This window comes from Pseudomonas mosselii (assembly GCF_019823065.1).
Classification (GTDB): Bacteria; Pseudomonadota; Gammaproteobacteria; order Pseudomonadales; family Pseudomonadaceae; genus Aquipseudomonas; species Aquipseudomonas mosselii.
Genome location: NZ_CP081966.1, coordinates 981709 through 1001035 on the forward strand (window position 1 = coordinate 981709; position 19327 = coordinate 1001035).

Here is a 19327-nt window from a genome sequence, read left to right on the forward strand (position 1 = left end):
CGCCTATAGGTCGGCTATTGTGAACGTATGGATCGCAGTTGTATTCGATCTTGTGGATAAAATCCGAGATCTTGCGCTTGCGGGCGACGCGAACGCTCAGCGTATCAACAATAAATATGAGACCTACATCAACCAGATCAATGCCGGTAATGACCAAGGTGTGAAGAACGCATTGGAGTTTGAGCGGACGATTATTCATACATGTGGCATGGAGCTTGGTTTTTTTGATCATCAGCAAGTTCGGGACCTTCAGCGGTTGCGTGAGGATCGGCATCAGTGTGCGCATCCGTCATTTCAGTCTGCTGGAATTCCACACCGGCCAAACGCCGAACTTGCTCGGCTGCACCTTCGCAATGCGGTAGAGCACGTCTTGTCTCAGCCTCCAATTCAGGGGCGTGCTGCGATTGCCGAGTTACTTACCACTATCGCTTCTGATTATTTTCCGAAGGATCACCAACAAGCGACCATCGCTTTACGTCAAACCCCATTAGCGAATCCTTCCGAGGCTCTCGTTCGTGGCTTGGTCGATTCGCTTATCTTCGGATTTTCTCAGCCTGATAGCCCTGTATTTGGAAAAATCCAGGTCGGTGCTGTGCTGTCCATTCTTCTTGACTCCCATAGAGCAACCGCTGAGCCCCGAATCTGCCTGCAGTTGAGCACAGTGATTCGACAAATTGGCGACCAGGGTTTGCCAACCGTTGCCAGATTAGTAGCGACCACTCCCGGCATGGCTGGATTAATTGACGAGGCTGCAACTGTGCGGCTGAATGAATTCCTTCTAGGCGGACCCGAAGCTGAAGTAATACCCGCCTTGGCAGTGGGGAGGCATCCCAATATGGAAGTGGCAGCAAACCGGCGAATTCAGTCGTTGAGTGTCGACCGACTCTCTAGCGCAATACGGGACCATGGGTTAGGGGATTTGGTTAAAGCCCAGGCGCTCCAGCTCCTGTCGGAATCACGCAGCTGGCACACGTCAAACGAGGTCATTGAGAAATTAGTCATTCCGCTGTTTGAGACTCTCACTCGTGCTGATGTAGAGCGGATTATCAGAATGCCTCGTGATACCCGTGCAGACCTGCCAGGCTCTACGATGTATGGTCATTTCCTGAGCCAGGTTGATAGCTTGGGCATCCTGCCGGCAGCTGAACTTGATGAGTTAGTGCTCGAGCACAATGGAAGGTATGTGGCGGACGACCTTCGACGAGCTCGTGAGCGCGCTGCATAGCTGAGGGGGGTAGGGATACGCTCTCTGGTTGGCTTGGGGATTTTTCTGAATTTGCTGGCTATATCAGGTGCAATTTGGTTCCTGTCTCCGCACTATTCTTCGTATACCTCGATCAAGCCTCGTTCAGCTCCGCCGAACCGGCCTGCTGAGGGGGCTATCTAAGTGCCCTTGTGTTGTAGGCAGTTTCCCGCAGCATCCATCGCCTTTTCCTAACCATCCTAAGCTTGCATAAGCAGGCCCCAAGGAATAAATTCCCTCCGTCGCCGAAGCATCGGCGACGCGACCTTGGCCGGTCGGAATCGAAAGGCGCAGCAGCGCCCAGTCTTCATCGCAGGCGCTTTTTTTTGTGCCCGCGATGTCGCGTCATGGCGGTGGTGCGCGGGACACCTTCGGGTGTGCCGGGCCCCTTTCGTCCCGGTCGGCCAACCCGCGTACTGCTGCCACCTAAACTTGCTTGGCCGCGAGCGGTGGCAGTTCCACAACGAAAGGAACTCATGCATGACCACCAAGATACTGAGGATCCTCGCATCCGCTCTCCGCCGCCCAACCCCCGCGGCCACCCCATCCCCAACCTTCTACCCAATCGACAGCCACTCCCTCGCCACCCGCGCCAACCGGAAGGTGCCCCATGCCTGACCATGAACGCCTGTCTACCCTCCAGAGCTACGTCTGGACCCTCGAACTGCTCGGCGAGGCGCTGGTGCAGCATGACGAGGTGCTGGAGTGCGAGCACAACCCGCAACTGAGCTTCCGCAACACAGCGGGTATTCACCAAGCGATCCGAATCATCAGCCGGTTGGCCAGCGAGCAGTTCGGCAAGCTGGAGGCGATGAAAGACGAGAGTGTTTCCGAAGACTGATGCCGCGCATCATCGGGGCCCGCTTTTGCGGCCCCATTGCGTGGCGTGCCCTGATCGGGCGCCACTTGCAACGTCCGGCTTTCAACCACTAGCCAGAACAATATGGCTGCTTCACCCACCCCCTTCTCGTATCATCAGCGCCTTCGCATCCGGAACGAACTGTGTGAAATCGCCAACTGGAAAAGCGCCAACTGCCGCTGATGGGCCGAAGTGGGACGTCGCCGAGGCTGTCAATCAGCTCTCGTGGGACGACTTGCGCATCATCAAGACGCTCAGTGATTGCGGCAATCGTGCGGCGACGGCCAAGAAGCTTGGCATCAATGTCTCCACCGTTTCGCGCCGGGTTGCCCAGGTCGAGCGTACGCTCGGCATCGCGCTGTTCGACCACCGCAAATCAGGCTATCTGCTCACCGCCGAGGGCGCCGAATTGCGAGCACTCGCCGAGCGCGTGGAGCTGGACATCGTCAGCGTCATGCGGCGTGTTTCACGTTCAGGCCAAGGCCCCCTGGGGAAGCTTCGCATTACCACCAGCGACTCGCTGCTGCTGTACTTCTTCACCCCGATCATCGCGGACTTCAAGGCTCTTAACGAGGGCATCAGCCTCGAGGTGCTGGTGGGCAATGAAACCCTCAGCCTCGCCCGGGATGAATCGGATATCGCAATTCGCGCGACGAGAAAACCTGCAGAAAGCCTGGTGGGCCGTAAACTGGCGAACATTGCCTGGGCACCTTACTGCAGCGCCAAGCAGGCGAATGCCGAGCCCCTGTTCGCAGAGGGGCAGGCATGGGTGTCCTACTCGGCAGCGCTCTGCGGTTTGAGGGCCACAAGCTATGTCGAAAGCAGGGTCGCCGCTGAGCGCATTGCCTACCGCACCGACTCTGTTGCAGCCGCAAGCGTCGCCATCGCGGCGGGCCTGGGGTATGGATTCCTGCCCTGCATGCTGGGCGACATCACCCCGGGGTTGGTACGCGCAGGCCCAGTGGTGCCAGAGCTTCAGGACGAGTTGTGGCTGCTGACGCACCAGGACATTCGCAAGTCGTGGCGCGTCAAGGCATTTATGACCTTCTGCGCCGCTGCCGTTGCCAGTCAAAAGCCCTTGGTCGAGGGGCAGTCGGTACTCCCGGTCAGCTGATCGCAACCGGGAGCGCAGCTTAGATTTCCCGGGCGCCAATCACGGCCTTGCAGGCGATCTCGATCAACTGCGGGCGCTGGGCAAGCCTCGACACCCCAATGATATTGCTCGCGCACTGAGGCCGCTCAGTGCCATAGGCCGCCTTGCGCACTTTGCCGACCACGGCGAAGGCGGCGTCCATGTCCAGCACATAAAGCGTTTCCTCGACAACGTCTTGCAGCGTCGCGCCATACAAGGCGAGCAGCTTTGAGATGTTGTCGTAGGCGACCTGCATCTGCTCGCCCATCGACGAGAAATCACTGGGCTTGCCGTCGGCGTTCAGCGGCGCCGGGGCCAGCAGATTACCGGCCTCGTCATGGTTGAACTGGCCTGAGACGTAGATCTCGTTGCCTACCCGCCGTGCCTGCGGATAGCCATACGCCTCCTCCCAGGCAACGCCCCAGTAGGCGGTCTGCTTGTTGAACGGTTGTGAAGCTGCCATTGCATTCTCCTGCACATGACGGACCGGCTTGATCCGAATGGAACGGCGAATGCTAGCAGCGCAACCGCGTATTCAATGGCGCAAAAATGAGCCGGTAGAGGCGCAAAAGTGCGCCACCGAGAGGCGCTTTGTTTCGTTATCTTTTGCTCGTCCTCAAGCAACGACGCTGAGGAGCGTACTCGTGGCTACTACGGCAATGCCCGCAATGTGCGGGCCCCGAAACGGGTGCGATCGAACTTCATCAAATTGAAAGGAAACAACAATGAGCAATCCTAAGACTGAAGTCCTGACCCCGTTCAACAGCCAACTGATCTTCATCGACCAGCAGCCGCAGATGGCCTTCGGCGTTCAGAGCATCGACCGGCAAACGCTGAAGAACAACACCGTTGGCCTAGCCAAGGCCGCGAAGATTTTCAATATCCCCACCACCTTCACCACGGTCGAGACGCAAAGCTTCTCAGGCCACACCTACCCCGAGCTGCTCGCGGTGTTCCCGGACGCCCCGCTGCTGGAGCGCACCTCGATGAACTCCTGGGATGACCAGAAGGTGCGCGACGCCCTCAAGCGCAATGGCCGCAACAAGATCATCGTCTCTGGCTTGTGGACCGAGGTCTGCAACGCCACCTTCGCCCTGTCGGCCATGAACGATGCCGGCTATGAAATCTACATGGTCGCCGACGCCTCCGGCGGCACCACCAAGGAAGCCCACGATTACGCCATGCAGCGCATGATCCAGGCCGGCGTGGTGCCGGTGACCTGGCAGCAGGTACTGCTGGAATGGCAGCGGGACTGGAAGAACCGCGACACCTATGACGCCGTGATGGAGCTGGTGAAGGAGCATTCCGGTGCCTATGGCATGGGCGTCGACTACGCCTACACCATGGTGCACAAGGCGCCTGAGCGCGTTCAGCATGGCCCCACCCTGGCGCCTGTCGCCGCTGTCTGAGCCTTTGCCAGCCCCTGCCTTGGGGGCTGTTCACTGACGTGCGAAGGGTGCGCAGTGGGCTGATCCGAATCAACGAGCCTGGCCTGGACCCTCTGGGGTTTCCAGCGCCCAGTGCTGTTCGCGTCAGGCGCTCGCATCCTGCTACTTGGATTGATGGGTGTGTATGAACAAGGACAACTCTACCGTGCTGGCGAGGCTGACACTGGCTTCGACAGGGCAGCTCAAATCCTGGCAGTTGAGAACGGCCAAACAGCTGATGCTGGACAGGCTGGATACCTGCCTATCGGTGACTGAAATCGCCCAAGCGTGCGCTTTGTCGCGCAGTCACTTCTCTCGCATGTTCAAGGAAAGTACCCGGATGTCCCCGCAACAATGGCTGCGCGAACAGCGGGTGATGAAGAGCAGGGAGCTATTGAAGACTTCCACGATGTTGCTCGCAGAGATCGCACTGGAATGCGGCTTCTGCGATCAATCTCACTTCTGCCGCACCTTCGTGAAGGCTGAAGGCATGACACCGAAGGCTTGGCAGCAACAAGCCGTCTGCACGTGACCATCTGACTACCGTCTCAACAGAAACAGGGGAAATGAATTGAACGTTTTGACCAGAACACTCGCGGGCTCGCTGCTTGCCTTGTCGATCGGTAACGCATTCGCCGACGCTGGCGTCGAGCACAACACCCAGGCATTCCTCGATGCCTTGAACGCGGGCGGTGGCACACCCATCGAGCAGCTTTCGCCGAAGGATGCCCGCGCGGTGCTGAGCGGCGCCCAGGCCGGGGTGAAACTGACGCTGCCCAAGGCGGATGTCAGCGAGAAGACCATCACCGTCGATGGCCAGGCCATCCGCTTGAACATCGTGCGCCCGGCGGGTGTGAAGGGGACCTTGCCGGTGTTCATGTACTTCCACGGCGGCGGCTGGGTGCTCGGCGACTTCCCGACCCATGAGCGCCTGGTGCGCGACCTGGTCGTCGGGTCCGGGGCGGTGGCGGTGTTCGTCAACTACACCCCGTCCCCAGAGGCGCACTACCCGACGGCGATCAACCAGGCCTACGCGGCAACCCGATGGGTGGCCGAGCACGGCAAGGACATCAATGTCGACGGCAAGCGCCTGGCGGTCGCGGGCAACAGTGTCGGCGGCAACATGGCGGCGGTGGTCAGCCTGATGGCCAAGGACAAAGGCACCCCGGCCATCAAGTACCAGGTGCTGCTGTGGCCGGTGACCGACGCCAACTTCGAGACCGCGTCGTACAACCAGTACGCCGAGGGGCACTTCCTCACCCGGAACATGATGAAGTGGTTCTGGGACAACTACACCACCGACCCCGAGCAACGTGCCGAGATCTACGCCTCGCCGCTGCGCGCGACCACCGAGCAGTTGAAAGGCCTGCCGCCAGCGCTGGTGCAGACCGCGAGTGCCGATGTGCTGCGTGATGAAGGGGAAGCCTATGCGCGCAAGCTGGACCAAGCCGGCGTGCCGGTCACGGCGGTGCGCTACAACGGCATGATCCATGACTACGGCTTGCTGAACGTGGTCAGCCAGGTGCCGGCGGTACGCGCTGCAATGCTGCAGGCTGGCGAGGCGTTGAAAGTGCATTTGAAGTGATCCCACCCAAGCCCGCAGGTGGATGCCATGAACGGGCGATCAATGCGGGAAACGAAAAGCTGCCAGTCAGTTAGCGCTTCATCGCACTTATTGGGGCTGCTTTGCAGCCCTTCGCGGGTAAACCCGCTTCCACAAGTACAGTGCTCGATTCAGGGGCTGCGCGATCCTGTGGGAGCGGCCTTGCGTCGCTAAAGGGGCGCGCAGCGGCCCCAGGTTTTGAGCCACCATCAACATTGCCGGGGCTGCTGTGCAGCCCTTTCGCGACGCAAGGCCGCTCCCACAGGGACGGCGCTGGTTTGAGATTCTGCGTAGTCCTGTGGGGCGGTGCGCCGATGCTATTTGCCCGCGAAGGGCTGCAAAGCAGCCTCGTTATTGGCGATGAAGCGCTAACTGAGCAGGCCAATATTTTCAAAGCACACCTGCGTCAGGCCCTACCAGAACCACCCACCCCGCGCGAGCTCCTGCTCGCAACTCCGGTACTGCGCCCCGAACACCGAAGCCCGGGCCTGAACCTTCTGCGAGACGTTCTTCAGCCACGGCTTGGCGTCGTAGCTGCGGTTGCGGTAGCCGCCCCAGCCTTCGTGGTAGTTCAGGTACTGGCCATAGGCGTCCCACTTGGACACGCCGTTGACCTGCTGGCTCTTCTGCATGTACCAGCCCATGAAGTCGATCGCGTCGGCGAAGTCGTCGCGGGCGGCGCCCCAGCCGCCGGCATCGCGCTTGTAGTCGGCCCAGGTCTCGTCCTTGGCCTGGGCGTACCCGTAGGCAGTGCTGACCCGGCCCCAAGGGATGAAACCCAGGAAGTAGTAGCGCGGCGGCAGGGCGTCGTGCTTGAACGAGGACTCCTGGTACATCATCGCCATCGGCACCTGCACCGGCGCACCCCAGCGCGCCTGCATCTTCAGCGCCGCCTCGTGCCATTTCGGCTTCTCGCGGAAGATCTCGCAGAGGTTGTCGGGGTTGGCGGGCGGCTTGGTGGCGCAGCCGGCAAGCAGCAGGAGCAGGGCTGGCATCAAGAGCCGAAGCATGGCGGGTTTCCTTTGGCAGACGTCGGGGGCGCAGTTGGTTGGCGCTTTATACAGGCTTTGGGGAGGCATATGAATCAGGGGGCTGTTGCGCGATGTTGAGCTGGACACGGTGGGACGGTCGTCGCCCATGCCTCGACGGGTAAGCGTATCGGGTTTATATTTATTTGAAATTTTACAGAATCGTAAACCGAGGGAGACAGCCGATGATCGGCGAGCGGCTCAAACGTGCCCGCGCTGCTGCTGGCCTGTCGATGCAGGCGCTAGGTGATCAGGTGGGCGTGAGCGCCAACATGATCAAGAAGTATGAACATGACCAGAGCATGCCCAGTTCTGGCGTGCTCGTGCGTTTGTGCAAGGCGCTGTCGGTGCGCGCCGAGTACTTTTTCCGCCCTGCCACGGTCGAGCTGGCGGGTGTCGAGTATCGCAAGCGTTGCAGCACGCCCAAGGCGATCCTCAAGCGCATTGAGGCCGATGTGCTGGATCAGGCGGAGCGTTGGCAGGAACTGATCAATCTATGGCCGGATTATCCCGTGCAGGCGTTCAGCGCGCCGGCAGGGCTGCCCGCGCAGTTGGATTCGCTGCAGGCGGTCGACAACCTGGCGGACCAGGTGCGGCAGCTGTGGGGCCTGGGGGCGAGCCCGATTCCCGATTTGATCGACGTGCTGGAGACGCATGGGATTCTGGTGATCATCACCCAGGTCGATGCGCAGGCGAAGTTCGATGGCTTGCAGGCCAGCGTGGCGGGGCAGCCGGTCATCGTGGTATCGGCCGACTGGCCGGGTGACCGGCAGCGGTTCACCTTGGCCCACGAACTTGGTCACTTGCTGATGCATGGTCGGTTGGCCGAAGGGCTGGACGAGGAAAAGGCCTGTAACCGTTTTGCCTCGGCATTGCTGGTGCCGGCCAGCGCAATGCGGCAGCATCTGGGCCACAAACGCCACATGCTGGAGGTGCGCGAGTTGTATCTGCTCAAGGCGGAATTTGGCCTCAGCATGCAGGGTTGCCTGTACCGCGCCGGGGACCTGGAGATTATCCCGCACGCTGTGCGCGAGCGGCTGTTCATGGTGTTCGTCAAACAGGGCTGGCGCAAACAGGAGCCAGGGGCTGCGTACCGGCAGGAAACCACACGGCTGTTCCAGCAACTGGTCTACCGCGCGCTGGGGGAGGGGATTATCGGTGAGTCCAAGGCGGCGGAGCTGCTGGGCATGACGGTCTATCAGTTCCACCAGGCGCGCAAACTGGAGTTACTGGATGCAGCTGCTCATCAGTGATGCCAACATCCTGATCGACCTTGAAGAGGGAGAGCTGCTGGGTCAACTCTTCACGCTGCCTTACCAGTTCACTGTGCCGGATATCCTCTATTTCGATGAGCTTGAAGCCCAGCATGCGCATCTGCTGGGCCTGGGGCTCGAGGTGGCTGAGCTCAACCCTGCCACCATGCTCTATGCCGTGGAGTTGGTTGGCCGGGTCAGGGGGCCTAGCCGTAACGATTGCTTCGCGTTGGCGCTGGCCAGGCAGGAAAAATGTCCGTTGCTATCCGGGGACGAGGCGTTGCGCAAAGCGGCTTTGCTGGAAGAGGTTGAGGTGAAGGGCACGCTCTGGGTGGTCGAGGAGCTTGTGCGAAGCGAGGTGATCACGGTCGAGCAGGCCCATGAGGCCTACCTCAGGATGCGGGCGAATGCACGGCGGCTGCCCTGGGCGGTCGCCCATCAGCGGCTGGATGAGTTCTATCGATAGCGGGCTGTTCAACCTGGAGCTACTTCATATAGTGGCTGTTGGCTTGTCGCTGGATCGCCGGGGCCGCTTTGCGGCCCTTTCGCGACACAAGGCCGCTCCTACAGGTGGGCGATGCAAGGCCGTTAGCGGGCGGTTGCCTGCTCGATCAGCAATTGCCAGTTGCGGGCTTCCTGCCAGTCATCGGCGAAGGGCAGTTGAATCCAGTAGGGATGCTGGCCGGCGCTCTGCAATTGCACGTGCAGGGTGAAGGTGCGCACGGTGTCGTGGGTGGTGGTCGAGGTGGAGCGGGACTTGCCGCCGCCGATCATGCCGAACTGATTGTTGAACGCGTAGACGTTGCGCCAGCCGTGCTTGGTGGTGGTCTGGGTGGTGCTGCGGGTGACGGCCTGTTCGTCCACGCGCACTTGCTTGACCACCTGTGGTGCGTCCATCAGCGCGTGGCGCTCGCCAACCTCTGGGGCCAGCACATACAGCATGTGGCTGTCGGGGAACACCGCCAGCATGCGCCCGCCACGGTAGACCCAGCGATACGCGCCCAAGGCCTTGCTGGCCAGGAACGCCTTGCCTTCTTCCATCCGCGCCGCATCGAGCGCGCGATAGGCCTTGTCCAGTGCGCGCTGGCGCGGGTACCACAGCACCGACACCGGGTAGTACAGCAGCCACAACAGGCACCAGAGCAACACGGCATAGATCGGCCCGCCGATGTAATGGCCCTGCCAGATCCACTTGAGCATCAGGTAGCCGCAGTAGGCGGCCTGGACGCACATGAATGCCAGGGTGACCTGGCGTCTGCGCTGCAGCAGCCGGATTTCGGCCTGCCGTACCTGCTCAAGGGCATGGTTGAGCGGCTCGAGCGCGGCAGTGAAGGTGGTATCGGCGGCGGCAACGTGTTGCTGAACTGACATAGGGCATCCTGCACATGAAGGCTACGCGCCACTCTGGGCGCGACGGGGCGGGAGTATACCTTGGGTGAAACGCAGGGTTCGAGCCGGGGCGGGTGAGCAATGCCAGTCCTGTATTTTCTGCCCGGTCAGTGCCTATGCCGATGATGAACATCCGGAAAATGCGCATGGCTATGTCGAAGCGGCACATGCACATGGGGGTGGCTGTGCGGCTCGGTGCCATCCCACTCAAAGTCATGCTCATGTTGATGGTGCTCATCGTGCGTATGCCGGTGGCTATGATCGAGGGCCTCATGCTGGTGTTCGTGAACATGGTTCTCCATCAAGTGAATCCACACACCCAAGGCCATCAACGTCGCAGCGAGCAGGAACGTCATGGACACCGACTCACCCAGCATCAGGATCGCGACCGCCGCACCCAGGAACGGCGCTGTGGAAAAGTACGCCCCGGTACGCGCGCTCCCCAACCCGCGAAGGGCCAGGACGAACAGCACCAGGCTGACGCCATACCCAAGAAACCCAACCAGCAGGATCGACCCCAGCGTGCCCAGGGCCGGCAGTTGCGAGCCGATGGCCAAGGCCAGGCCGCCATTGACCACGCCCGCCGCCAGGCCTTTGCTGCCAGCGATGAACAGCGCGTCGGAGGCGGAGACCTTGCGGGTCAGGTTGTTGTCGATCGCCCAGCAAAGGCAGGCGAATGCCACCGCCAGCGGCCCGGTCCAGTCATGGTCCACCGCGGTCTCTTGCGGCCATGACAGCACGATACCGCCCAGGACGATGGCGATCATACCGATCACGATCCGGCGGTCGGCGTTTTCCTTGAACACCACCCATGCCAGCACTGCCGTGAGGACCGACTCGAGATTGAGCATCAACGATGCAGTGGCCCCCGCTGTGCGAGTGAGCCCGAACATCAGCGCCACAGGCGCAAGCACGCCGCCAAAGAAGATCGCACCTAGCAACCAGGGCCATTCTCCGGCAGGCAGCCCGGGCCGCTGCCAACCGCGATCGCGCACCAGACGGACGAGGGTCAGGCCGACGCCGCTGCCCAGGTAGAGCAGCCCGGCCAGCAGGATGGGCGGGGTATTGACACCCAACAGTTTGGCGAGCGGTGTGCTTGCGCCAAACAGTGCGGCTGCAACCAACGCGTAGAGAACACTCAGATTCATGATGGGGCCGCCCTGTCAGGCTGATTGCGTGCAGGAGAGCATCATAGCCTTTCTGCACAAGGGCTGGCGCCACGCTGTGGGGGCAGTGGGAGAGCCATCGCGGGGCAAGCCCGCTCCCACGTTGATCCTATCGTCGATGTAACAGTTGTCTTCTGGGTGGTAGCCGAGCAGAGTCCACTTACCTTGTCAGGAGACGCCCATGCCACCAGCCGTTTTTGCCGCCGCCCAATGCGCCATTGGTGATGGCGACCTCCCCGCCAACCTGGCCTTGCACCTGGCGTTCATGCGCCAGGCCCATGAGCATGGCGTGGACCTGTTGCTCTTCCCCGAACTGTCGCTCACGGGCTATGCCCCCGCGTTGGCCAGTGGCCTGGCGCAGGATCTGGACACGCCGCTGCTGGCGCCACTGCGCCAGCTTGCCCAGGAAGCGGGCATGACCACGGTGGTCGGGATGCCGCTCACGGTACCGGGCCAGGACAAGCCGCGAATTGCGGCCTGCATCCTCCACCCGGATGGCTCTATTGCGGCCTATACCAAGCAGCACCTGCATACCGGCGAGGACGCGTTCTTCAGTGCGGGGAGCGGCGGTGAGTTGTTGTCCGTTTCCGGGCTGTCCGTGGCCTTGTCGGTGTGCGCCGATTTCAGCCATCCGCAGCATGCCGCCCAGGCGGCGCAGCGCGGCGCGCAGGTGTATGCGACAGGTGTGCTGATCGGGGAGGGTGGGTATCCGGCGGATAGCGCATTGCTGCAGGGTTATGCGCAGCGGCATGCCATGGCGGTGCTCATGGCCAATCATGGCGGCACCACGGGTGGCTGGGCGGCGGCTGGGCGCAGCGCGTTCTGGGACGAGCAGGGGCGGTGTGTCGTGGCTGCTTCAGCTGCCGGGAATCGGCTGTTGATTGTTTCCGGTCAGGCTGGGGAGTGGCAGGGAGTGGAGGTTTCACTAGCTCAGCACGCAGGCTGATCCGCTCGTGCCTGGCTACAGGTCGTCCAGTGAGACCTTCACTCGTTGTGGCGCAGCCAGGCGCTCCCGTGTTTTGGCAAGCAGGTCGTCGTCGCTCATCGGTGTGGGCTCGGCAATGTTAAGTGGTGCAGGCTCGAACCATACCGGCCACGAACTGCGATGCCGGCTCTCCACCTGCACGCAAGGAATCAACCGCTCGCGCAACACCTCGGTCCGGCCCACACTCACCGCCAGCCGATACTTGGCACTGTGCACGCACTCCCGGTCGCCAAACTCGCAACGGTCCAGGCTCGTGCCGCCGCATGGCCCGTTCGCCAGGCCTTTGGGACAGGTCTCGGGGCAGATGTAGAGGGTGTCCTCCAGCCGGCAACTGCCGCAGGTATCGCACCCCACCAGCGGGCGTTTGATGCGTCGCTCCAGCCGATGCAGCCACTGCGCCGCCGTGGGGTTGGCCCACAGCGACCGGGTCACGGCCCAGCCGAAGCCCTTGCTCAAGGCCGTGGTGCGGCTGAACAACTGATGGTGCATCGCCGAGAGCAGGTGATAGCGGGCCTTTTCCTTGTTGGACGCGGTGATCTGCCGTTGCCCGAGGCGCCAGGCGTGCCCCGGTGGATGGAAGGTGACCGGCGCTAGGTTTGCTTCCTGCCAGGCCGCTTCCCAGGCCGGGGTCCAGTCCTGCAGTGAAGTGAACTGCGGTTGCAGCGCGCCGATGGCCTGCTCAAGTGCCTCGAACTGCGCCACTTCGTGGATACCGGACAGGTGCACGCCGGCATAGCCCATCAACTTCAGGCCGATCACCTGCAAGGCCAGGCGATGGTTGGCGCGTTCCCTGGCGTAGGCCTTGGACACCGCCGTTTCGGCGGCCAGCAGCGCGCGCATCGACGGCGTGACAGTCACACCGGCAACGTGATCGAGCATCCCCGCGCGGCCTTCGGTCAGCGCCATGATGCAGGCCATCAGCGGCTTGGGCCGGGGCTGGCGTTGCATCCAGTCGAAGGCTTCCTGGTGTTTGTCGATGTCGAAACCGAGTTGCAGGATGAACAGGTCGGCGCCGGCGGCGAGTTTCTTTTCGGCCTTGCAGTACTGCGCGCCGCCTTCTGCTTCCTGGTACTTGAACGGGTTGAGCGCGGCGGCCAGCAGCCAGTGGGGGCGGGCTTGGCGGACGATCTGCAGGGCGGCGACGGATTCCAGATAGCGTACCGGGCGTTCGCCGGGGGTGTGGCCGGGCAGGCGGTCGCCGGTCAGCAGCAGAAGCTGGTCGAGGCCGGCGGCGTCCATGCGTTGCAACTGGGCCAGCAGGTCGCGGCGTTCGCGGTCCTTGCCGGAGAAGTGCAGCAGGGCGGGAACGGGGTTCGCGAGCCTGCTGAAGGCCTCCAGCGGCGACATGTCCAGGGCGCTGCTGACGCGGTCGCCGATGGCTACGGTCATCGGCCAACCACACAGCCGGGTGCGGGCCATGAGGGTTTCGAGGGTGGCGAAACGCTCGGCGCCGGGCTTGGGGACGAATTCCAGGATGCAGGCGAAGGCGTTGGCGTCCAGGGTCGTTTTCAGCAGGCTCATTGGGTACGGGCTACCGGGTTGGGGCAGGGTGGCAGTGTGCGGCAGATTGGCGGGTGGGGCATGTCTGATTGCGCGGGGTACTGTGCTGGTTGAGACATTCACAACGCTCTGTCAGGTGGCCTAGATCCCTGTGGGAACGGCCTTGCCGAGGCGTCGGACCGGTCGGAAAGGGCTGCGCAGCGGCCCCAGGATTTCAGCATTCATGCACAGATCGCCGTGGCCGCTTTGCGGCCATTTCGCGACACAAGGCCGCTCCCACAGGGATCATCATTTCTGTAAGGCATCATGAACAATTCTTGAGTTCATCTCAAATTTAATGAGTTTGTCTCACCTTAGCCCCGCGCCCAAAATGCCCTCATTCATTTTAAGGTTCGAGGGACGACAACATGGCACTGGCACACAACCTGGGGTTCCCGCGCATCGGCCGCGACCGCGAGCTGAAGAAAGCCCAGGAAGCCTTCTGGAAGGGCGAGCTGGACGAAGCCGGCCTGCGTGCCGTGGGCCGTGGCCTGCGCGCCGCGCACTGGCAGGTGCAGAAGGCTGCCGGCATCGAGCTGCTGCCGGTGGGCGACTTCGCCTGGTACGACCAGGTGCTCACCCACTCGCTGACCTTCGGCGTGATCCCTGAGCGTTTCCGTGCCAAGGACGGTGCCAAGCCGACCCTGCAGACCCTGTTCGCCATGGCTCGTGGTGCCGTAGGAACAAAGGGCAGCGATAGCTGCTGCGGCGGCGCCCACGCCCAGGAAATGACCAAGTGGTTCGACACCAACTACCACTACCTGGTCCCCGAATTCACCGCCGACCAACAGTTCACCCTGAGCTGGGAGCAACTGTTCGAAGAGGTCGAGGAGGCCAAGGCCCTGGGCCATGCGGTCAAGCCGGTGCTGATCGGCCCGCTGACCTATCTGTGGCTGGGCAAGACCAAGGGCGCCGATTTCGACAAGCTGGAGCTGCTCGATCGCCTGTTGCCGCTGTACGACCATATCCTCAACCGCCTGGCCGTGCAGGGCGTGGAGTGGGTGCAGATCGACGAGCCGATCCTCGCCCTCGACCTGCCGCAGGATTGGAAGAACGCCTACGAGCGCGTCTACAACATCCTCCAGCGCGCCCCTTTGAAAAAGCTGATCGCCACCTACTTCGGCGGCCTGGAAGACAACCTGGGCCTGGCCGCCAACCTGCCGGTCGATGGCCTGCACATCGACCTGGTGCGTGCCCCGGACCAGTATCCGACCATCCTCGACCGCCTGCCGGCTTACAAGGTGCTGTCGCTGGGCGTGGTCAACGGCCGCAACGTCTGGCGCTGCGACCTGGAAAAGGCACTGGACGTGCTGCGCCATGCCCATGAACGCCTGGGCGATCGCCTGTGGGTGGCGCCGTCGTGCTCGCTGCTGCACAGCCCGGTGGACCTGGAGCGTGAAGACCAGCTCGATGACGAACTGAAGAGCTGGCTGGCCTTCGCCGTGCAGAAGTGCCAGGAAGTGGCGCTGCTGGCCAAGGCGCTCAACCAGCCCGAGGCTGCGGAGGTTGTCGAGGCGCTGGCGCAGAGCCGCGCCGTGCAACACCGCCGCGCCACCTCGCCACGGATTCACAAGCCAGCGGTGCAGGCCCGTGTCGCCGCGATCAAGCCAGCCGACAGCCAGCGAGCCTCGGCTTTCGAGCAGCGGATCGCCAAGCAGCGTGCCGGGCTGGACCTGCCGGCGTTTCCGACCACCACCATTGGTTCGTTCCCGCAAACCTCGGCGATCCGTCTGGCGCGTCAGTCGTTCAAGCAGGGCAAGCTGAGCGAGGCCGATTACGTCGAGGCCATGCACAGCGAAATCCGCCACGCGGTGCAGATCCAGGAAAACCTGGGGCTGGATGTGTTGGTGCACGGCGAGGCCGAGCGCAACGACATGGTCGAGTACTTCGCCGAGCAACTGGACGGTTATGTGTTCACCCGCTTCGGCTGGGTGCAGAGCTACGGTTCGCGCTGCGTGAAGCCGGCGGTGATCTTCGGTGACCTGAGCCGCCCAAAGGCCATGACCGTGGACTGGATCAAGTACGCCCAATGCCTGACCCGCAAGGTGATGAAGGGCATGCTGACGGGCCCGGTGACCATGCTGACGTGGTCATTCCCGCGCGAGGACGTGAGCCGTGAGGTCCAGGCGCGCCAGCTGGCGCTGGCGATCCGCGACGAGGTGGTGGATCTGGAGGCGGCGGGCATCAAGATCGTGCAGATCGACGAGGCCGCCTTCCGCGAAGGCCTGCCGCTGCGTCGCAGTGCCTGGCCGCGTTACCTGGAGTGGGCCACCGAGGCGTTCCGCCTGTGCGCCTCGGGCGTGCGTGACGAAACACAGATCCACACCCACATGTGCTACAGCGAGTTCAACGACGTGATCGAGTCGATCGCGGCGATGGATGCCGATGTGATCACCATCGAGACCTCGCGTTCGGACATGGAATTGCTGGAGGCGTTCGAGCGCTTCGACTACCCGAACGAGATCGGCCCTGGTGTGTACGACATCCACTCGCCACGGGTGCCGTCCAAGGAGGAAATGGTCAAGCTGCTGCGCAAGGCCGCCCAGCGGATTCCGGCCAAGCGGTTGTGGGTCAATCCGGATTGCGGGTTGAAGACGCGCGGTTGGCCGGAGACCGAGGCGGCGTTGGTGAACATGGTGGCGGCAGCCCGGGAGCTGCGTGCCTCAGCTTGATGACGCGTTGGCAGTACCGGCCCTATCGCGGGGCTGGTACAGGTTTTCCATATTTCGGCTAGAGTGCCCGGACATTCCTGTCAAAGCCCCGCCATGAAGCCTACCCACCTCACCCTGATCTGCCACGCCCGCACCGAGGCGCAACGGGTGGGGCGTTTCGCCATGGACGACGAGGCGCTGCGCGATCCACCGTCGCTTTTGACAGACCTGCCTGCAACCGCCCGCTATCTCATGGCACCTGAACTACGTAGCCGCCAGACTGCCGAGGGCCTGAACGCGACTGTCGACGAAGGCCTGCGCGACTGCGACCTCGGCAGCTGGAAAGGCATCCCGCTCAAGCAACTGGACGAAAACACCCTGCGGGTCTGGCTTTGCGATCCCCAGGCTAGCCCTCACGGCGGTGAATCCATCGCCATGCTGTGCGAGCGTGTCGCGACCTGGATGGATACAGCGCTGACGCCGGGCGAGTGGGTCGCGATCACCCATCCCTTTGTTATTCGCGCCGCGATGCTGCATGCGTTGGGCGCGCCTTTCGAGTCGTTTCATCGCATTGATATGCCGCCCTTGGCCCGTGTGTGCTTGAGCTATTACGGGCAATGGAGGCTGCAGTTGGGCTGATGCCTGTGCATGGCTGCTATCGCCGGGGCCGCTTCGCAGCCCTTTCGCGACACAAGGCCGCTCCCACAGGTACGACGTTGACCTTGAGGCTAGCGCAGTCCCGTGTCATGCCTAACGCCGAACCAACGCCGGCACGGCCCGCACATAGACCAGCTCGCTCACCAGCTCCACCAACGTCTGGGTAATCACCGCCGCCGCCGCCAATGCCCGGATCGACTCCGGCAGCGCCAACGCCAACGGCAGCACCACCAGCGAATTACGCGTGGCGGCGCTGAAGGTCACGGCCCGTGCTTCCCCTGTGGACAACGTGAACAGCCGCGCCGCGAACCAGCCAAGCAGCGGCGCCAGCAGGGCAAAACCGAGATACACCGGCACAACCGGCAGCAGGTTGTCCAGCTGGCTGGCCACCACGCCGATCTGCGAGCCGATCACTGTAATCAGCACCAGCGCCATGGCCGGCACCGGCAGCCAGGCCCAGGTGTCGTTCCATTTGGCGACCAGCGCCGAGCGCCGCGCGCCGGCACTGGTGACGACCGCCAGCAACAGCGGCAGCACGATCAGCAGCACGAAGGCTTCGATGAACGGCGCCACGGAAATCTCGACATCAGCCGCGCCACCGAGCATCAGCGCCAGGTACAGCGGCAGCAACGCCAGCTGCACCAGCAGCAGCACCGGCGTGGCGGCGAGGGTCAGGCGCGAGTCGCCCTTGCCGATATGGGTGAACACCACCACGTAGTCGATGCAGGGCGTCAGCAGCACCAGCAGGGCGCCGACCAGCACGCCGGGGTGCTCGACCAGGCCGCGCGTCCCGGCCCACACCAGCAGCGGCACCAGCACGAAATTGGCCAGCAGCAGCGCGCCCATGAAACGCCGGTTGCCCAGGCCCGCGCGCAGGTCGAGGAAGGGGATCTGCAGGAACATCGCGTACATCAGCACGGCGATGGCCGGTGTCACCAGCATCTCCAGTGCCTGGGCAACGCCGGGTGCAAGCAGGCCGACGGCGCAGGCAAGCACCACGGCGATGAAGTACAGGGGGATCTGGTTGCGTTCGAGTTGATCTCTGTCCACGGATGGCCTGGCTTTTCCGACTGAATTACTAGGTGGGGCAGGGTACTATCTGGCGCAATCCATAGGGAGTGATGCGATGCGAATTCTAGTGGTGGGTGCGAGCAAGGGATTGGGTAAGGCACTGGTCGAGGGCCTGGGTAACGCGGGTGATACGTTGATCGGCGTGTCGCGCACCCGGCCGGCGTCGTTGCCGAGCGCGGTGCGCTGGATCGAGGCCGACCTCGGCCAGCCTCGCCAGGCCGCGGCGGTCATCCATGATGCGGTGGCCGAGGGCGGGCTGGATGTGCTGGTGTACAACGTCGGGATCTGGGAACAGCGGGCCTTCGAGGAGGACTACAGCTTCCTCGACGATGACGAGGGGCAGATCGAGCGCATGGTTGCCACCAACCTCACCGCGCCGCTGTTGTTGATCAAGCGCTTGCTGCCGGTGCTGCTCAAGAGCGCACGGCCACGAATCATCCTCACCGGCTCCACATCGGGCCTGCCAGGTAGCGGTCGGCCAGAAGTCACCTTCGGCGCCAGCAAGTTCGGCCTGCGCGGCATTGCCGAAACCTTGCGTGAAGGCTTCCGCGAGCAGGGGCTTGGCGTGAGCTGCCTGAACCTCGGCTACCTGAATACCGAGGATGGACTGGAGGTGCCGCTGGCCGAAGCCGAACAGCGCGGCGAGGGGACGCTGATCCCGCTGCACGACGTGGTCCAGGTGTGCCGGATGCTGCTGAGCCTGTCGGCGGCCAGCTACGTGCGCGACATCACCTTGCCCGCGCTGCGTGACGAGCGTTTTTAAGGTGAGTTTCGAACGGCAGGTCCAGACCCTGATCTGCAATGACCCTGTGCGCTGGCCCCTGCTGGCGCTGGTGCGCGATCTTGGCGTGCCGGATGCCTGGATCGGTGCGGGTTTCGTGCGCAATGCCGTGTGGGACCATCTGCATGGACGGGCCATGACCGCGCTGCAAGGGGATGTGGATGTGCTGTGGTTCGATCCGGCGCGCAGCGATCCGGCCGAGGACCTGCGGCTGGAGGCGCGGTTGCAGGCCCAGGCGCCGGAGGTGTTGTGGTCGGTGAAGAACCAGGCGCGCATGCACCTGCGTCATGGCCAGGCGCCTTATGCCTCGACCGGCGATGCCATGTGCTACTGGGCGGAGGTCGCCACGGCAGTGGCGGTGCGGCGCACGGCCGATGACCAGTGCGAGGTGCTGGCGCCGCTGGGACTGGACGATCTGTTCGGCCTGCGGCTGCGGTCCACGCCGGGCAAGGCCGAGGCGATGGCCGCTCGGGCGCGGGAGAAGGGCTGGTTGCAGCGCTGGCCGAAGTTGCGCTCGCTTGGTTGAAAAGCCCGGCAGGGAAA

General features: G+C 63.0%; 19 protein-coding genes. 13 read left to right on the forward strand and 6 right to left on the reverse strand.

Annotated features, from left to right (window positions below; all coding sequences use genetic code 11):
* Positions 1 to 19 precede the first annotated feature (19 nt).
* The 3 genes from K5H97_RS04435 to K5H97_RS04445 all read left to right on the forward strand — a co-directional run bounded on the left by K5H97_RS04435 (position 20) and on the right by K5H97_RS04445 (position 3216).
* A complete protein-coding gene (locus tag K5H97_RS04435; RefSeq protein ID WP_155952667.1) occupies positions 20 to 1225 on the forward strand; it encodes a hypothetical protein in 1206 nt (401 codons plus the stop codon).
* Between the two features lie 628 nt (positions 1226 to 1853).
* The gene (locus K5H97_RS04440) at positions 1854 to 2084 is read left to right on the forward strand and encodes a hypothetical protein (protein WP_028689879.1); all 231 of its coding nucleotides are present in this window, start codon (positions 1854 to 1856) and stop codon (positions 2082 to 2084) included.
* A gap of 163 nt (positions 2085 to 2247) precedes the next feature.
* Positions 2248 to 3216: a LysR family transcriptional regulator gene (locus K5H97_RS04445; RefSeq protein WP_028689878.1), complete on the forward strand. Its 969-nt coding sequence runs from the start codon at positions 2248 to 2250 to the stop codon at positions 3214 to 3216.
* 19 nt (positions 3217 to 3235) lie between these two features.
* Here the strand turns inward: K5H97_RS04445 and K5H97_RS04450 are convergent, their stop codons facing one another.
* Positions 3236 to 3697: a Rid family hydrolase gene (locus K5H97_RS04450; protein WP_028689877.1), complete on the reverse strand. Its 462-nt coding sequence runs from the start codon at positions 3695 to 3697 to the stop codon at positions 3236 to 3238.
* Between the two features lie 262 nt (positions 3698 to 3959).
* Between K5H97_RS04450 and K5H97_RS04455 the strand changes: the two genes are divergently transcribed.
* The 3 genes from K5H97_RS04455 to K5H97_RS04465 all read left to right on the forward strand — a co-directional run bounded on the left by K5H97_RS04455 (position 3960) and on the right by K5H97_RS04465 (position 6246).
* Entirely contained in the window at positions 3960 to 4643 is a 684-nt protein-coding gene (locus K5H97_RS04455) for a hydrolase (RefSeq protein WP_028689876.1), read from the forward strand.
* 163 nt (positions 4644 to 4806) lie between these two features.
* Positions 4807 to 5193, forward strand: coding sequence for a helix-turn-helix domain-containing protein (locus K5H97_RS04460; protein WP_028689875.1), 387 nt, complete (start codon positions 4807 to 4809; stop codon positions 5191 to 5193).
* 39 nt (positions 5194 to 5232) lie between these two features.
* Positions 5233 to 6246 carry an alpha/beta hydrolase gene (locus K5H97_RS04465; RefSeq protein ID WP_028689874.1) on the forward strand — a complete coding sequence of 338 codons (1014 nt, stop codon included), beginning with the start codon at positions 5233 to 5235 and terminating at the stop codon, positions 6244 to 6246.
* Positions 6247 to 6677: 431 nt separating this feature from the next.
* Here K5H97_RS04465 and K5H97_RS04470 read toward each other — a convergent pair whose 3' ends face one another.
* A complete protein-coding gene (locus tag K5H97_RS04470; protein WP_011535688.1) occupies positions 6678 to 7274 on the reverse strand; it encodes a transglycosylase SLT domain-containing protein in 597 nt (198 codons plus the stop codon).
* A gap of 203 nt (positions 7275 to 7477) precedes the next feature.
* Between K5H97_RS04470 and K5H97_RS04475 the strand changes: the two genes are divergently transcribed.
* Together K5H97_RS04475 and K5H97_RS04480 are read left to right on the forward strand one after the other, a co-directional pair.
* Entirely contained in the window at positions 7478 to 8545 is a 1068-nt protein-coding gene (locus K5H97_RS04475) for a helix-turn-helix domain-containing protein (protein WP_028689873.1), read from the forward strand.
* A complete protein-coding gene (locus tag K5H97_RS04480) occupies positions 8526 to 9011 on the forward strand; it encodes a PIN domain-containing protein (protein WP_028689872.1) in 486 nt (161 codons plus the stop codon). The genes K5H97_RS04475 and K5H97_RS04480 overlap by 20 nt, the downstream gene beginning before the upstream one ends.
* A gap of 122 nt (positions 9012 to 9133) precedes the next feature.
* Here K5H97_RS04480 and K5H97_RS04485 read toward each other — a convergent pair whose 3' ends face one another.
* Together K5H97_RS04485 and K5H97_RS04490 are read right to left on the reverse strand one after the other, a co-directional pair.
* A complete protein-coding gene (locus K5H97_RS04485; RefSeq protein ID WP_028689871.1) occupies positions 9134 to 9916 on the reverse strand; it encodes a hypothetical protein in 783 nt (260 codons plus the stop codon).
* Between the two features lie 125 nt (positions 9917 to 10041).
* Positions 10042 to 11082 (reverse strand): DMT family transporter, encoded by a 1041-nt coding sequence (locus K5H97_RS04490; RefSeq protein WP_028689870.1) that lies wholly within the window; start codon positions 11080 to 11082, stop codon positions 10042 to 10044.
* A gap of 199 nt (positions 11083 to 11281) precedes the next feature.
* Between K5H97_RS04490 and K5H97_RS04495 the strand changes: the two genes are divergently transcribed.
* Positions 11282 to 12046 carry a carbon-nitrogen hydrolase family protein gene (locus K5H97_RS04495; protein WP_028689869.1) on the forward strand — a complete coding sequence of 255 codons (765 nt, stop codon included), beginning with the start codon at positions 11282 to 11284 and terminating at the stop codon, positions 12044 to 12046.
* Between the two features lie 15 nt (positions 12047 to 12061).
* Here the strand turns inward: K5H97_RS04495 and K5H97_RS04500 are convergent, their stop codons facing one another.
* Positions 12062 to 13606, reverse strand: a complete 1545-nt coding sequence (locus tag K5H97_RS04500; RefSeq protein WP_081791549.1) for a methylenetetrahydrofolate reductase C-terminal domain-containing protein — start codon at positions 13604 to 13606, stop codon at positions 12062 to 12064.
* A 386-nt stretch (positions 13607 to 13992) separates the two neighbouring features.
* Between K5H97_RS04500 and metE the strand changes: the two genes are divergently transcribed.
* Positions 13993 to 16296 (forward strand): 5-methyltetrahydropteroyltriglutamate--homocysteine S-methyltransferase, encoded by a 2304-nt coding sequence (gene metE, locus K5H97_RS04505; protein WP_028689868.1) that lies wholly within the window; start codon positions 13993 to 13995, stop codon positions 16294 to 16296.
* A gap of 93 nt (positions 16297 to 16389) precedes the next feature.
* Positions 16390 to 16914, forward strand: coding sequence for a histidine phosphatase family protein (locus K5H97_RS04510; protein WP_028689867.1), 525 nt, complete (start codon positions 16390 to 16392; stop codon positions 16912 to 16914).
* Between the two features lie 111 nt (positions 16915 to 17025).
* On the opposite strand, the gene K5H97_RS04515 is transcribed toward K5H97_RS04510, so the two are convergent.
* A complete protein-coding gene (locus K5H97_RS04515; RefSeq protein WP_028689866.1) occupies positions 17026 to 17982 on the reverse strand; it encodes an arsenic resistance protein in 957 nt (318 codons plus the stop codon).
* A 76-nt stretch (positions 17983 to 18058) separates the two neighbouring features.
* Here K5H97_RS04515 and K5H97_RS04520 point away from each other — a divergent pair, with 76 nt between their 5' ends.
* On the forward strand, positions 18059 to 18766 hold the full coding sequence (locus tag K5H97_RS04520) for an SDR family oxidoreductase (protein ID WP_028689865.1): 708 nt from the start codon (positions 18059 to 18061) through the stop codon (positions 18764 to 18766).
* 1 nt (position 18767) lies between these two features.
* The gene (locus K5H97_RS04525) at positions 18768 to 19310 is read left to right on the forward strand and encodes a nucleotidyltransferase family protein (RefSeq protein ID WP_028689864.1); all 543 of its coding nucleotides are present in this window, start codon (positions 18768 to 18770) and stop codon (positions 19308 to 19310) included.
* Positions 19311 to 19327 lie beyond the last annotated feature (17 nt).

Coding starts and splice junctions, on each gene's coding strand:
- metE (WP_028689868.1), top strand. CDS start 13,993: ATGGCACTGGCACACAACCTGGGGTTCCCGCGCATCGGCCGCGACCGC.
- K5H97_RS04460 (WP_028689875.1), top strand. CDS start 4,807: ATGAACAAGGACAACTCTACCGTGCTGGCGAGGCTGACACTGGCTTCG.
- K5H97_RS04520 (WP_028689865.1), top strand. CDS start 18,059: ATGCGAATTCTAGTGGTGGGTGCGAGCAAGGGATTGGGTAAGGCACTG.
- K5H97_RS04485 (WP_028689871.1), bottom strand. CDS start 9,916: ATGTCAGTTCAGCAACACGTTGCCGCCGCCGATACCACCTTCACTGCC.
- K5H97_RS04500 (WP_081791549.1), bottom strand. CDS start 13,606: ATGAGCCTGCTGAAAACGACCCTGGACGCCAACGCCTTCGCCTGCATC.
- K5H97_RS04475 (WP_028689873.1), top strand. CDS start 7,478: ATGATCGGCGAGCGGCTCAAACGTGCCCGCGCTGCTGCTGGCCTGTCG.
- K5H97_RS04495 (WP_028689869.1), top strand. CDS start 11,282: ATGCCACCAGCCGTTTTTGCCGCCGCCCAATGCGCCATTGGTGATGGC.
- K5H97_RS04455 (WP_028689876.1), top strand. CDS start 3,960: ATGAGCAATCCTAAGACTGAAGTCCTGACCCCGTTCAACAGCCAACTG.
- K5H97_RS04450 (WP_028689877.1), bottom strand. CDS start 3,697: ATGGCAGCTTCACAACCGTTCAACAAGCAGACCGCCTACTGGGGCGTT.
- K5H97_RS04480 (WP_028689872.1), top strand. CDS start 8,526: ATGCAGCTGCTCATCAGTGATGCCAACATCCTGATCGACCTTGAAGAG.
- K5H97_RS04470 (WP_011535688.1), bottom strand. CDS start 7,274: ATGCTTCGGCTCTTGATGCCAGCCCTGCTCCTGCTGCTTGCCGGCTGC.
- K5H97_RS04510 (WP_028689867.1), top strand. CDS start 16,390: ATGAAGCCTACCCACCTCACCCTGATCTGCCACGCCCGCACCGAGGCG.
- K5H97_RS04490 (WP_028689870.1), bottom strand. CDS start 11,082: ATGAATCTGAGTGTTCTCTACGCGTTGGTTGCAGCCGCACTGTTTGGC.
- K5H97_RS04440 (WP_028689879.1), top strand. CDS start 1,854: ATGCCTGACCATGAACGCCTGTCTACCCTCCAGAGCTACGTCTGGACC.